Origin of the sequence: Thalassobacter stenotrophicus, assembly GCF_001458315.1 — a bacterium.
GTDB lineage: Bacteria > Pseudomonadota > Alphaproteobacteria > Rhodobacterales > Rhodobacteraceae > Thalassobacter > Thalassobacter stenotrophicus.
In genome coordinates, this window is sequence record NZ_CYRX01000025.1 from 318120 (window position 1) to 332139 (window position 14020).

13 protein-coding genes and 1 tRNA gene are annotated in these 14020 nt (G+C 59.9%); 6 read left to right on the plus strand and 8 right to left on the minus strand.

Annotated features, from left to right (window positions below):
* Positions 1–12 precede the first annotated feature (12 nt).
* Positions 13–735, minus strand: a complete 723-nt coding sequence (lipB, locus tag THS5294_RS08605; RefSeq protein ID WP_072936674.1) for a lipoyl(octanoyl) transferase LipB — start codon at positions 733–735, stop codon at positions 13–15.
* Between the two features lie 175 nt (positions 736–910).
* On the opposite strand from lipB, the gene THS5294_RS08610 reads away from it, so the two are divergent.
* Positions 911–997, plus strand: a tRNA-Leu gene (locus THS5294_RS08610).
* A gap of 304 nt (positions 998–1301) precedes the next feature.
* Here THS5294_RS08610 and THS5294_RS08620 read toward each other — a convergent pair.
* On the minus strand, positions 1302–1958 hold the full coding sequence (locus THS5294_RS08620; protein ID WP_058123424.1) for a GntR family transcriptional regulator: 657 nt from the start codon (positions 1956–1958) through the stop codon (positions 1302–1304).
* Between the two features lie 137 nt (positions 1959–2095).
* On the opposite strand from THS5294_RS08620, the gene dctP reads away from it, so the two are divergent.
* From dctP to THS5294_RS08645, 5 genes are all read left to right on the plus strand, one after another.
* Entirely contained in the window at positions 2096–3076 is a 981-nt protein-coding gene (gene dctP, locus THS5294_RS08625; RefSeq protein WP_058123425.1) for a TRAP transporter substrate-binding protein DctP, read from the plus strand.
* Between the two features lie 77 nt (positions 3077–3153).
* Positions 3154–3699 (plus strand): TRAP transporter small permease, encoded by a 546-nt coding sequence (locus THS5294_RS08630; RefSeq protein WP_038002483.1) that lies wholly within the window; start codon positions 3154–3156, stop codon positions 3697–3699.
* A gap of 2 nt (positions 3700–3701) precedes the next feature.
* On the plus strand, positions 3702–5018 hold the full coding sequence (locus tag THS5294_RS08635; protein ID WP_058123426.1) for a TRAP transporter large permease: 1317 nt from the start codon (positions 3702–3704) through the stop codon (positions 5016–5018).
* Positions 5015–6262: a malonyl-CoA decarboxylase gene (locus THS5294_RS08640; RefSeq protein ID WP_058123427.1), complete on the plus strand. Its 1248-nt coding sequence runs from the start codon at positions 5015–5017 to the stop codon at positions 6260–6262. The genes THS5294_RS08635 and THS5294_RS08640 overlap by 4 nt, the downstream gene beginning before the upstream one ends.
* 9 nt (positions 6263–6271) lie before the next feature.
* Positions 6272–7792, plus strand: coding sequence for a malonate--CoA ligase (locus THS5294_RS08645; protein WP_058123428.1), 1521 nt, complete (start codon positions 6272–6274; stop codon positions 7790–7792).
* Here the strand turns inward: THS5294_RS08645 and THS5294_RS08650 are convergent.
* From THS5294_RS08650 to pepN, 6 genes are all read right to left on the minus strand, one after another.
* Positions 7789–8307 (minus strand): pyridoxamine 5'-phosphate oxidase family protein, encoded by a 519-nt coding sequence (locus tag THS5294_RS08650; protein ID WP_072936668.1) that lies wholly within the window; start codon positions 8305–8307, stop codon positions 7789–7791. The genes THS5294_RS08645 and THS5294_RS08650 overlap by 4 nt on opposite strands.
* The gene (locus THS5294_RS08655; protein ID WP_058123430.1) at positions 8304–9221 is read right to left on the minus strand and encodes an ornithine cyclodeaminase family protein; all 918 of its coding nucleotides are present in this window, start codon (positions 9219–9221) and stop codon (positions 8304–8306) included. Before THS5294_RS08655 ends, THS5294_RS08650 begins: the two co-directional genes overlap by 4 nt.
* Complete coding sequence (locus THS5294_RS08660) at positions 9218–10390, minus strand: aminotransferase class I/II-fold pyridoxal phosphate-dependent enzyme (protein ID WP_058123431.1); 1173 nt, start codon at positions 10388–10390, stop codon at positions 9218–9220. The genes THS5294_RS08655 and THS5294_RS08660 overlap by 4 nt, the downstream gene beginning before the upstream one ends.
* Positions 10391–10470: 80 nt before the next feature.
* Positions 10471–10860, minus strand: a complete 390-nt coding sequence (locus THS5294_RS08665) for a hypothetical protein (RefSeq protein WP_133244368.1) — start codon at positions 10858–10860, stop codon at positions 10471–10473.
* Between the two features lie 66 nt (positions 10861–10926).
* A complete protein-coding gene (locus tag THS5294_RS08670; RefSeq protein ID WP_058123433.1) occupies positions 10927–11361 on the minus strand; it encodes a hypothetical protein in 435 nt (144 codons plus the stop codon).
* On the minus strand, positions 11354–13888 hold the full coding sequence (gene pepN, locus THS5294_RS08675; protein ID WP_058123434.1) for an aminopeptidase N: 2535 nt from the start codon (positions 13886–13888) through the stop codon (positions 11354–11356). The genes THS5294_RS08670 and pepN overlap by 8 nt, the downstream gene beginning before the upstream one ends.
* Positions 13889–14020: the final 132 nt, after the last annotated feature.

Below are 14020 nucleotides of genomic sequence, written 5' to 3' on the forward strand. Positions count from 1 at the left end.
GCGCGCCCTATTTTAGGCGGTGACCTGCGTCCGGCGGGCAGGGGCGGGGCCCATTGCGGGCTCAAAAGTTCGGCGCAAAGCCACATCCACATCTTCAAGAGTGACGGGCAGACCCAGATCAACCAGAGATGTCACGCCATGCTCGGCAATCCCGCAGGGGACGATTCCCTCAAAGTGGCTCAGGTCGGGTTCAACATTGATTGAGATCCCATGAAAGCTGACCCATTTGCGCAGACGAATGCCGATGGCCGCGATCTTGTCCTCGGCCACTTCGTCATGCGCTGTGCGGGGCCTGTCGGGGCGCGGCACCCAAACACCCACGCGACCCGGTCGGATTTCGCCGTTGACGTTGAATTCTTGCAGCGTGGCGATGACCCAATGCTCCAACTGTTCGACAAACAGCCGCACGTCGCGCCCGCGCGCGGCCACATCGAGCATGACATAGACAACGCGCTGCCCCGGCCCGTGATACGTATATTGTCCGCCGCGTTTGCTGGTGTGGACGGGAAACCGTTCGGGATCGACCAAATCGCTCGGCTTTGCGGATGTGCCAGCCGTATAAAGGGGAGGGTGCTCCAGCAGCCAAATCGCCTCATCCGCTGTGCCGGCGGCGATCTCGGCGGCGCGCGCCTCCATCTGGGCGACGGCGGTTTCATAGGGCACAAGGCCGTCTGACGTTATCCATTCGACCACGATGCGTGTCTCTCTTTGTCTTGGAGTCCTTGAAGAGCCGATATTACGCTCAAATCCCGCGTCGTTCAAGCAACCGCAGGGCGGTCTCGCGGCGCAGTTCACACGCCTTTTGCAGGCCGAAAAGCTCCGCCATGCACAGGATTGCGATCCGCGTGCATTTTCCTCTTTCCTTCGCTTTTTGGCTGAGCTAAACGCCCCCCATACCAAGTCAAGACGTGCGGTCGTGGCGGAATTGGTAGACGCGCAGCGTTGAGGTCGCTGTGGGGTAACACCCGTGGAGGTTCGAGTCCTCTCGACCGCACCATTTGGATCGATCGACGATCTACTCCCTTGAAAACATGTAAGTTAAACGCGCTGCCCAGCATCGCTGTCTGGGTTGTTTAACCGCGCTTATACCCCACCGCCAAGTTGTGATCCGTTTCACAGGTGTCACCGGAACAGCACTCAAAGATGTTGGATTTGCAGATCGCGCATTGCTCATGGCCGTGCACGACGACTGTTTTCAACGGGGACTGGCACCGGGGACAGCGTTGTTTGTGCGCGTTTGAGGGGTCGAGATGGTTGTCCATGTGCGTCCTCTTATCGGTGATGCGAATAGGGTGGGCGGTCTATTCCGCCGCTGGTTTTAGCGACGCCATCAACATATGGAACTTTTCACCCTGCACGGCAACATGGCCTCGGATCACTGCGGCGGCGGTGTCACCGTCGCCAGCCTCCAGTGCTGTGACGATGGCTTCATGCTCGCTCATGGATTGGCTCAGGCGCCCGCGAAAACGCAGCTGCATCCGGCGAAACGGTTGGAGCCGTCTTTGCAGGCGCAGGCACTCTTGTTCCAAGAACGCGTTGCCGGATTGCCGGTAGAGGGCTGCGTGGAACTGTTCATTCTCACGGTAGTAGCCGTCACTATCTTTGGTGGCGACGGCGGCATTACACCGTGCGTTTGTTTCATGCAGGGCCTGCAACGCGGTCTCCGTGATGCGCGAGGCGGCAAGCCGGGCGCATACGGCCTCTAGCTCCGCCATGACCTCGAACATCTCCAGCAGTTCAACAGGGCCAGGCTGTCGCACGAACACCCCACGTCGCGGGATCGCTTCAACCATGCCGCTTTGTGCAAGCCGTTGAAATGCCTCGCGTATGGGGGTGCGTGATACGTTGAATTGTTCTGCCAACTGCACCTCATCCAGCCGCATTCCGTCGGTGTAGGTACCGTCGAAAATCAGCTGCTCAAGAGCCACTGCAATGCTATCTGCGCGTCGTTTATCCATGTTCTGTATATGATAGCATACTGGATCACACACAAACAATTATTTTTTGTATACAAAAATATTGATTTAAAAAACACGACGTGTGACAACCTGTCCAGCCCTGATAGGAATCGGGGAATGTTTCTGGGAGGATTCCAATGAAAAATATGCTGATTTCCACCGCAGTGGGTCTTGGGCTCATGGCTGGTGCTGCATCCGCGACCGAGCTGCGCCTGTCGCACCAGTGGTCCACAAAAGACATCCGTCACCAAGTGGCGCAGATCGTGGCTGACGAAGTCGCCGCTGCTGACGTTGACCTTGAGATTACGATTTTCCCGTCGAAGTCGCTGTTTGCGCCGCGGGAGCAATACAACCCCGTGAGCCGTGGCCAGCTGGACATGACGGTTCTGCCGCTCAGCTATGCGGGCGGCCAACAGCCTGCCTATAACCTGACGCTGATGCCCGGCCTCGTGCGCAACCACGACCACGCCGCGCGCTTGGTGGACAGCCCCTTCATGGATTCGCTCGAAGAAATCATGGCCGAAGATGACGTCAAAGTGCTTGTGCATGGCTACCTTGCCGGCGGTTTTGCGGGTGTAGACAAATGCATCACCTCGCCAGACGATATCCAAGGCCTGCAAACCCGCGCCGCTGGCCGTGCGTTTGAGCAGATGTTGGCAGGGGCAGGGGCGTCGATCACGTCCATGGCGTCGTCCGAAATCTACAACGGGATGCAAACCGGCGTGCTGCAAGCCGCAAACACCTCGTCCTCGTCGTTCGTGTCCTACCGTATCTATGAGCAGGTCAAATGCTACACACCTGCCTCTGAAACGGCGCTTTGGTTCATGTACCAGCCGCTGCTGATGAACCTGACAACCTTCAATGATCTGTCGCCCGCACAACAAGAAGCTCTGACCGCCGCCGCCGCTAAGGCCGAAGCGTTCTACTTGGAGCAAGCCAAGGCAGAGGACGCGGCTTCGGTCGAGACCTTCAAAGCCGCAGGCGTTGAGATCGCTGAAATGACACAGGACGATTTCGACAAATGGCGCGCACTGGCGATGGAAACCTCCTACGCTGAGTTCGTGGCGGGCTACCCTGCGGGTCAAGATCTGCTCGATAAGGCCCTCGCCGTCGAGTAAACGCACTTTGGTCGGGCGGCCTGAACGGTGCGCCCGACCCATCGACCACATCCAACAAGAATAATCAGGAGGCTGGTATGTCTGGCCAAACAACGGGCGCGTCCGCGCGCACGGGGGATAACCCTTTTCTAAAAGGCGTGGCGTTTCTGTCGCTCCTGTCGGGCTGGACGGCGGCGACGTTGATCGTGGTGTCGGTGATGATCACCTGCCAAATGATCTTTGTCCGCTTCGTTCTGAACCAATCGACGATCTGGCAAACTGAAGCCGTCGTTTACATGATGATCGCGGCCACGATGTTGGGCTTGCCTTATGTGCAATACCTGCGCGGGCACGTGAACGTAGACCTGATCCCACTGGCTCTGCCGCCGCGTCTGCGAAAAGCGTTGTTTTTCGTCACCATGCTGACGGGCATCGCGATTATCTGTGTGATGACGTTTTATTCCTATGAATACTGGCACATCGCGTGGGAACGGAACTGGCGGTCTGACACAGTTTGGGGCGTGCGCTTGTGGATCCCATACTTGGCGTTGCCCATCGGGTTCGCGCTGTTCGTTCTGCAAATGATCGCCGATACGGTCGCGGTCGCCATCGGCGTTGATACGCCCTTCGGACTGGAGGAGTAGGGATGGATCCGCTCTTGCTCGGCCTTCTGGTCGCATTCTTCACCATTTTTGTCCTGTTTTCGGGCGTGTCCGTGGCCACAGGCCTGCTGATCGTCTCGGCGGGTTTCCTGATCGCCTTTGATGGGATGCGCTCGCTGGAACTGATGCCAGAAATCATGTTCGGCAAGCTCAACAACTTTGCGCTTTTATCGATCCCGATGTTCATCATCATGGGGGCGGCGATTGCCTCAACCCGCGCAGGCGCAGACCTCTACGAAGCGCTGGAGCGGTGGTTGACCCGCGTGCCCGGTGGCCTCGTAATCTCAAACCTTGGGGCCTGCGCGCTGTTTTCGGCAATGTCCGGGTCCAGCCCCGCAACCTGTGCGGCCATCGGCAAAATGGGCATCCCCGAGATGCGCAAGCGTGGCTACCCCGATGAGGTGGCTTCCGGCTCAATCGCGGCGGGCGGGACCTTGGGCATTCTGATCCCACCGTCGGTCACGATGATTGTCTACGGCATCGCCACCGAGACCTCGATCGGGCGTCTGTTCCTTGCGGGTGTTCTGCCGGGGCTGATGTTGGTGGCGTTGTTCATGGCGTGGTCGCTCTATTCCACGGCACGCTCGGGCAACATGCAGGTGTTGGCCAAGGTGAGCTATACGTGGAAGGAGAAATTCGAAATTCTCCCTCGCGTGACACCGTTCATCCTGATCATCTTTGGCGTGCTCTATGCCATGTATGGCGGTGTCGCGACCCCGTCTGAGACCGCGGCTGTGGGCGCACTTTTGTGCCTTGTGATCGCGATGATCATCTACAAGCTCTGGAACCCAAAGGACCTGTGGGTTGTCCTGCGCGACAGCACCAAGGAATCCGTGATGATCTTGTTCATCATCGGGGCGGCTGGTGTGTTCAGCTTCATGCTTTCGTCGCTGTTCATCACGCAGTCGATTGCGGCATGGATCGGTACATTGGACGTGAACCCATGGGTCTTGATGCTTGCGGTGAACATCTTCTTGCTGATCGCGGGTTTCTTTTTGCCACCGGTTGCGGTGATCTTGATGGCGGCTCCAATCTTGTTGCCGATCATCACGACCGCAGGGTTCGATCCGATCTGGTTTGCCGTGATCCTGACCATCAACATGGAAATCGGTCTGATTTCGCCACCCGTGGGTCTGAACTTGTACGTCATCAACGGCATTGCGCCTGATATCAAGCTCAAGACCATCCTGATGGGCTCGCTGCCTTATGTGGCCTGTATGGTCATCGCGATCCTGTTGTTGTGCTTCTTTCCGGGGATCGCAACGTGGTTGCCAGACTACGTGATGGGGCCAGCGGTATGAGCCTTCTCGGTGGCCTTCTTTCGACTGTTTTTGAGCGGCGCTACCGAGGCGACAAGGGGGCGGGTCAAGTGTCTCGCCCCTTCGCCGACCTCACCGTGGACCTTATGCGGACCACGGGTGAGGGGACGGGCATGGCAGTGGCCCGTGCCATTCTTGATAAGTTCGCAGCTAGTGACGATGACGAAAAGCTCGCGTTTTTCCGGCATCTGGCTGAGGACCTGACAATTTCACCCGAAGATGTCCGCACCGCGCTGGACGCCTATGAGCAGGGCCAGACCAAGGCCAGCTACCGCAAGTTTATGACTGCGGCTGAACCACCCCGCCAAGAGCTGATCCGCCGCCTTAATCAGGTGCCCGGTGCCACGCGGCAGTTGGTGGCAATGCGCGCGGACCTGCTGCGTCTGGGCAGAGGCGAGGCTGCACTTGATGCGCTCGATCTCGATTTCCGGCACCTTCTGTCCAGTTGGTTTAACCGAGGCTTTCTGGTCCTGATGCCGATCACGTGGGAAAGCCCGGCGCATATTCTTGAGAAAATCATCGCCTATGAGGCCGTGCACGCGATTGATAGCTGGGGTGCCCTGCGCGCCCGGCTTGAACCTGCGGACCGCCGCTGTTTTGCGTTCTTTCACCCCGCCATGCCCGATGAGCCGCTGATCTTTGTCGAGGTCGCGTTGACGGGCGGCATTCCCGGCTCGGTCCAAGGTGTTTTGTCCGAAGACCGCCCCGTGCTTGAGGCAGAGGGCGCCGACACGGCCGTGTTCTATTCGATCTCAAACTGTCAGGCAGGTCTTGCGAGCATCTCGTTCGGCAATTCCTTGATCAAACAAGTGGCGGCGGACCTGTCGACAGCACTTCCAAACCTCAAGACGTTTGTCACGCTTTCGCCGATCCCCGGGTTCGCGGCTTGGCTGCAAGAGGCTGGGTATGACGTGCCTGAGGGTGATCCTGCGCGCTTGACGGGGCTGACGGCCCTTTATCTGACGACGGCCAAACGCCCCGACGGATTACCCCGTGATCCGGTTGCTCGCTTTCACCTTGGGAACGGGGCAGAGGTCCACCGCCTGCACGCGAATGCCGATGTGTCCCCCAAGGGGATGCAGCAATCCCACGGCGTGATGGTCAATTACCTCTATGATCTATCGCGCGTGTCGCAAAACCATGAACGCTACGCCGCCTCGTCTGAGATCGCGGCATCCCCTGAAATTCGCGCGCTCACCATCGCCGCCGAGAAGGCCAAAGCCTAGGAGCCTCCGATGTCCAACCCCCTTTATGATACGCTCTTTGGATGCCACGCCGAAAAGGCCACGCCGTTTTTACATCTTGCAGATGGCATCACATGGACCCACGCGCAGTTTTTGGAATTGGCCGCGCAATACGCCCATGTGATCACAGATCATGGGCTGGTGCCCGGTGACCGGCTTGCGGTACAGATCGAAAAATCGCCCCAAGCACTGGCGCTTTATGCGGCCTGCGTGCAGTCGGGCGTGGTGTTTTTGCCGCTGAACACGGCCTACACCGTGGATGAGCTGACCTATTTCATTGATAACAGCGGCGCATCCCTTGTGGTGTGTGACCCTGCGCGCGCGGCGACCTTGGGTCCGGTTGTGGCACAGCTTGGCGCGCAGCTCGCGACCTTGGGGGCCGACGGCTCTGGCTCGCTGAGCGATGCGGCGAGCGGCAAGCCGACCCAATTCGCGACGGTGGCGCGCACGGGCGATGATCTGGCCGCGTTCCTTTACACCTCTGGCACAACGGGCCGCTCGAAGGGGGCGATGCTCACGCAGGACAACTTGCTGTCAAACGCGCAAACCTTGGCAGAGGTGTGGAAGTTCACAGCCGATGACGTGCTGCTGCACGCGCTGCCCATTTTCCACACCCATGGCCTGTTCGTGGCCACAAACGTGACGCTGATCGCGGGCGGGGCAATGATCTTTTTGCCGAAGTTCGACATCGACGTGGTGTTGGACCGGATGGCGGATGCCACGACGATGATGGGGGTTCCGACGTTCTATACCCGGCTCTTGGGGGATGCGCGGTTCACCCGTGAATGCGCGGCCCACATGCGGCTGTTTGTGTCAGGCAGCGCGCCTTTGCTGGCCGAAACCCATGACGATTTTGCCGCCCGGACTGGCCACCGCATCCTTGAACGCTACGGCATGACCGAGACGAATATGAACACCTCGAACCCCTATGATGGTGATCGCCGCGCGGGCACCGTCGGCTTTCCGCTGCCGGGGGTTGAGCTGTTGATCACCGATCCCGCTACGGGGGCCGAACTGCCCCAAGGCAAGGTGGGTCAGATCGAGGTGCGCGGCCCCAACGTGTTCAAAGGCTATTGGCAGATGCCCGAAAAAACCGCCGAAGAGCTGCGTGAGAACGGATTCTTCATAACCGGTGACTTGGGCAAGCGAGATGCTGATGGCTATGTGCATATCGTTGGGCGCAACAAGGATTTGATCATTTCGGGCGGTTACAACATCTATCCCAAGGAGATTGAGTTGGTTCTGGATGAGCAACCCGGTGTGCTCGAAAGCGCCGTGATCGGTGTGCCCCACGCTGACTTTGGTGAGACGGTTTTGGGGCTGATCGTGCCGCAGCCGGGGGCCACGCCCGATACCGATGGGATTGCGGCTGCGGCTGCCGGTGCGCTTGCGCGGTTCAAACATCCTCGCAAGCTGATCGTGATTGACGCCTTGCCGCGCAACACCATGGGCAAGGTGCAAAAGAACGTCTTGCGCGAAGCCTACGCTGATACGTTCCAGCCCGCGACCTAGGGCGCGACCCAATCCATGCGCGCTGTGGCCAAGTCCACCAGCGCGCGTGTGTTACCGTCCCGCGATAGGCGTAGCCAATCAAGGGTTTGCGCCGTGAAGATCAGCACGCCAAAGGCGTTTTTCCCTGTGCCGGACGTGGCCTCCAGCGCTCCGCCGGGGGCTGCACCGGCGTATGTTTCCTTGGTGTGCGGGGGCAGTTGATCCCACGCGCTGTTTGCTAGCTCACTGCCGGGGGCATGGCGCGTGATCTGACCAGAAAACCGCATTTGGATTTGCTGTTCAGGGTCCCAGGTTAGCACGCTAGCGGCGGGGTTTTCGTCCAGTTGGGTCCATTTCGCGCTGCGCGTATCGGTGTGAAAAACCAGCGCGTATGCCTCGGGTTGGACCGCCCGCAAAACGACCATACGCAGGCTGGGCGTTGTTCCGTCGACAGTGGCGAGAGTTGGCGTGCGCAGCGGGTGGCCGGGGGTGGTACAGGCCACGCTTAGGGTCCTCCAAATTTGATCTGGCGTCATGCTAGGCGTTCCCACGCGAGGGCGGCAAGTGCCAGATCCCCCAACGCATGACCGCGAAACACAAACGCGCTGCGTTCGGTATCGCTTTGCCGGGGCGACGCGTTGCCCATCACGAGCCCTGAGATATCGCCGTGGATATGGGCAGGCTCCGCGAGCTTGTTGGGCAGGGTGGCTTCTTGTTCAAGATCGTCAATAATGACGCGGTCCAATGCGCCAAAGCTCTGTTTGTGCCACGGCACTGCGAGGTCAACGACCGACAGAAACGCCCCCGCATCAAGCCAGTTGGCATCGAGAAATGGGGCCTCCACGGCTGTGTGCGTCACGCTTGTAACGGCCAGATCGACCCCTTCGAGGGCGGCGCGCGGCGTGTCCACCACTTCGGCGTCCAACCCGTCGGCGGCTTCGACTAGGGCGTCAATATTTGCCCGCCCACGGCCTGAGATCTTGATCCGGGTCAGAGGGAACATCTGCCGAAAAAACGCCAAATGACTGCGGGCCTGAAGCCCTGTGCCCACAAACCCGACGCTGCTTGCGTCCGGGCGGGCCAAGTAAGACGCGGCCAAGGCGGACAGTCCGGCGGTGCGCACGCCCGTGAGCCAATTATTGTCTAGTGTCGCAAGCGGTAGGCCCGTTTCCGCATCCAAAAGGGAGACGAGGCCATTGATCTGCGCCAACCCGCGCGCAGAATTCGCGGCGTTTAGTACCAGTGATTTGGTCACGGCGATGGGGGGGCTGTCCATCGCGGCCAGCGTCGACATGATGTAGCGTCCATCCGGCGGGGTGAGGGCGGCTTTGGGCGCTGCGTGCACCGTCCCTTCGGCGGCGCCACGGATCAGTTTTTGCAACATCGCAATGATGTCCTGCGCGCTGATGTTAAGGGCAGCGAGGGCCGCGGCGTCGTAGTGGGGGATCATGCGGCGAACTCCGCTTTGTGGTCTTCGAAATAGCGGCGCAATGCGGTGATCCCGTCGGCGACGGCTCGGTCCCGACCGAGGCCAATACGAAAACGGTCGTCTGGCGTCGCGCCCAGATCGGAGCGGTATAGGGCGGCGGGCAACAGCAAAATACCGTGGTTTTCGATCAGGTCTGCGCAGAAGGTTTCGACAGTTCCGGGACCGGTATAGCGGGGATAAGCGACGCAGCCGCCCTCAGGCGCGGAGAAGTCGATCAGCCCGGGGAAATCGTCCAAAAGCGCCTCAAATGCTGTAAGGTTGCGTCGCAAAAGCGCGCGGTTGCGGGCAAAGATTTGTTCCCGCGCGGCGAGCGCGATCATGCCGAGCCGCTCTGCAGGGGCCGCGTTGCAGATCGATAGGTAGTGTTTGTACCGCTCTACGCGTTGCAGCACGTCGAGATCAGGCGAGGCTAACCACCCGATCCGAAGCCCTGGCAAACCGTAGGCTTTGGACAACACGTTGAGTGAAATCCCCCGCTCATACACGTCCGCGATTTGCGGCATCTGTAGGTTTGGGTCCAGTTCGACGCCGCGATAGACCTCATCACACAGGATGTAGATGCCATCGGCGCGAGCGAGCGTGATCAGAGCATTGAGGTCCGCACGTGGCATGAGCGCGCCGGTGGGGTTGTGCGGAAAGTTGAGCGAAATTAGCCGGGTGTTTGGGCGAATGGCATCCTTGATTGCGTCGATATCCAGCCGCCATTTCCCGCCCTCAATTCGCATCGGTACGCCGGTTGTTTCGCAAATTGCGGCCGGAACGGTCTCAGCGCTTTGATAGTTGGGGGTGGGGACGATGGCGTGGTCATTCGGCCCAAGCAGCACCCTTGCCAGCGCGTAGAGACCTTCGCCCGCGCCTGCGAGTGTGAGGATGTTGTCTTGGGCCATCGTGTCATAGGTCGCCGCAATGGCCGTGCGCAGATCGGGCGCACCCCATGTTTCGGTATAGCCGAGGGATGTGGCCTCAAACGCCTCTCGGTCCGCATCGGTGCCCAGCGCGAGCAGATCGCGCAAGGAGAGGCTTTCCATATCGGAGGCGGTCAGGTGATGACGGGCATTGAATTCCCACTTGGAAAAATGAACTTCCAGCGCAAAGTCGCGCAAGGGGCTGGCAGGGGGCTGTTTGTTCATAACGCGTTCCTTGGGTTGCTTTCCCAAGGTGTAGCGCAGGCGTCAGGCCTTCGCCACTGTGACTGTGTCTGTGATGGGCGTTAGGATTGGTAAACGGTGACGTTCCGGGCGCGTAGCGCATCCGTTAGGGTACGGGGGTCGGGCAGGGCCGCATCTGGCAGCGGGACGCAAAGACCGTTTGTCATGAGGACCTGCACCCTATCTGGCCCGTTATGGGGATGGTCAATCCGTACCTCGGTGATCCGGTCCAACGGTAAGGCCGTGACCTCAGCCCCGTAGCGCACAGTCCAGGTCGAGCCACCGATGCGCGATGATGCCTCCGGCCGGGGGGCGCGTAGGATCGCGAAGCTGGCCGCCATCAGGACAACGCAGAACCCGATGGCTAAGCTGTGCGGCAAGAGCATAACACCCACGACCGCAAGTCCCGCACAAAGGCCCGGCGCGAGCCGTGTTAGAGGAATATGTGTCAAAGCAACCATAGGCTCCTTCTAGCACGCAAGAATGAAGAAAGTATGACCGAACAGCGACTTGTCGGCCTAACCCAAGGGTTGGCGGCCCCGGACGACCTTGATGTTTCGGTCCAACAGTGCCCGCTCCAGCCGGTGTGGCCCGGGCAGGCACGACAAAGGCACCGTGATCAGCCGACCATCCGTCAGGCGCAGGCCCAGCTTGGCCGACAGATCCAGCCGAAACGTCAGATGTGCCTGCACGACTGACGCCAGCGCGACCTCACCGCTGCCGTTCGGAACCTCCCAGCTAAGGGTATCGGGGCTGATTTCAAACTGGCTCTGACGGTCGCGAATGAGGTCGTAGGCCAGCGGTATTCCCGCGACAAACAACACCAGCGTAATGACCGGCAGCGCGCCCAGCCCGAGCAATAACAAGAACGCGCAGCCCCAAGTGGCCGCCAAGGCCAGCACGCCGCGCGCAGATCGTGCGCGCGCGACGTGTTGATACGTGCCCTCAGGCATCACGCATCCGGCCGACCATCTCAGCGGTATCGCGGCTAAGACCGGGGTGGGTGGCGATGCGGGCCAGTTGCTCTTGGATCAGGGCCTGACGGTCCACGTCGTACCTGCGCCAAGTTTCAAAGGCGGTGGACATACGTGCGGTAGTCTGGGGGTTGAGCGCGTCAAGCTTTAGCAGCCAATCGGCTAGGAACCGGTAGCCCGCACCAGATGGGTGGTGAAAACCCGCGGGGTTCATGGCTGTCATTCCGGCAATAACCGACCGGAACCGATTGGGGTTTTTCCAATCGAAATCAGCGTGCTGGGTGAGGGCGGTTGCCACCGCAACAGCATCATCTGGGTCGGCCTCTGCTACGGACATGGCAAACCATTTATCCATTACAAGGCGGTCCGTGCGCCACTGCGCCTCAAACGCAGCAGCGACCGTCGTATCACCCGCTGACAGCAGACAGCCAAAGGCCGCCAGTTGGTCAGTCATATTGGTGGCCGCGTCATAGGCCGCACGGGCCATTGTGCCGCCATCCAGCCGGGTTTGCAGTCGCAACAACTGCGCGCGCAAGCTGCGTTTGGCAGCATCATTCGCAGCGGGGGAATAGGGCCCGGGTGTGGCAGTCGCCGCGATCAATGCGGGAAGGGCCTCACCCATGTGCTGGGCAATCGCCAGATGCACCGCTTTGCGCGCAGAGTGGATGGCGGTTGGGTCCGGCACGATGCCTGCGGCGTCGCAAGCGTTGGCAAGGTTATCCTCGGACGGCAGCGCCAACACCAGCGCGCGAAACGCAGGGTCCAGCGTGTCATCGGTGATCACCTTGGTCAAAGCGTCAAGCCATGCGGTCGCGGGCGCGGACCCGGCCGTTAGATTGGCCATCAGGTTGCTCTTGGCCAGAAGGGTGCTCGCCTCCCAACGGTTGAACGGATCGGTGTCGTGGGCCAGCAAGACAAGACGGTCGGCCTCGCTTTGCTCAGTTTCAAGAATGACCGGGGCCGAGAACCCGCGCAGGAGCGAAGGGATCGGCTTGGCATCCAACTCATAGCGGAGCGTCAGCTCGGCCTCAGACATCTCAACCACTTGGGTGGGCAGGACCTCGGCACCGTCTGCACCGATCAAGCCCATCGCAATTGGAATGACTTGTGGGGCCTTGTCAGGTTGGCCTGCGCTGGGCTTTGTTTTCTGTTTTAAGTGAAGGGTATATTCACCATTCTTAAAGTCATCTGTGACAGTCAGATGCGGTGTGCCGGCCTGTGCGTACCACCGTTTGAACTGGCTCAGGTCGCGGCCGGTGCTGTCCTCAAACACCTGTATCCAATCCTCGATCGTGCAGGCTTGGCCGTCATGACGGTCAAAGTAGAGCGTGAGCGCCGCGTCATAGGCCGCAGGCCCCACAAGGGTACGCAGCATCCCGATGACCTCCGCGCCCTTTTCATAGACGGTGGCGGTGTAGAAATTGTTGATCTCAACAAAGGCTTCGGGCCGGACGGGGTGCGCAAGGGGGCCCGCGTCTTCGCGGAACTGACGCGCGCGCAGTTGCAACACGTCCTTGATCCGTTGCACCGGCGCGGAGCGCATGTCTGCGCTGAATTGTTGGTCGCGGTAAACCGTCAGCCCTTCTTTGAGGCAAAGTTGGAACCAGTCGCGACATGTGATCCGGTTGCCGGTCCAATTGTGGAAATACTCATGAGCGACGATCCCCTCGATCATGGCATAATCGGTGTCGGTCGCCGTTTCGGGTGAGGCAAGCACGTATTTCGAGTTGAAGATGTTCAACCCTTTGTTTTCCATAGCACCCATGTTGAAATCATCGACCGCCACGATGTTGAACACATCGAGGTCGTAGGGGCGGCCATAGACGTCCTCTTCCCATTTCATCGATCGCTTCAGTGCATCCATCGCGTAGTCGGTTTTGTCCTCATCCCCTGGGCGAACATAGACGTTGAGCGTGACCTCGCGCCCCTCCATCGTGGTGAAATGATCCGTTGTCGCGACCAAATCCCCGGCCACAAGGGCGAACAGGTAGGTGGGTTTGGGGTGTGGGTCGGTCCAGCACCCTGGGGCTGTGGGGTTGCCGTTGGACAATTGCACGGGGGTGTCGGCGTGGATCGTGACCTCATAGGGGGCCATCACATCGGGGCGGTCGTACATGTAGGTAATCTTGCGAAAGCCCTCAGCCTCGCACTGGGTGCAATACATGCCGCCGGACATATAAAGCCCCTCAAGGGCTGTGTTGGTCTGGGGCGAAATCTCGACCTCGACCTCAAGGGTGAACGCGTCGCTGAGATGGGCGGCAGGGATGGTCAGATGCGTCTCGGACAACTCATGCGGGACCTCAGCACCATCAACGCGCAGAGATTTCAGGATCAGATCCTCACCGTTGAGCACCAAATCCTCTGCCCGGACGCGGGTGAATGTGATGCGGCTTTGGACGCGCGTCGCAGTGGGATGCAGCGTGAAATCCAGCGCGACATGGGCCACGTTATAGGGCGTTGGGGTGTAGTCTTTTAGATAGATCGTCTGAGGGGCGGCGTCGCGCATGGGGCACTCCTTTGGGCTGGTGCAGAGCCTAGTGCCTTGGGGGCTGATCGCAAGCCCTGGAGCCGCGCATATCGCTGGTATTGTGAGGGGCGTGCCCTATGTCTGCGGCGTGGGCGGATGTGTCCGGCATAT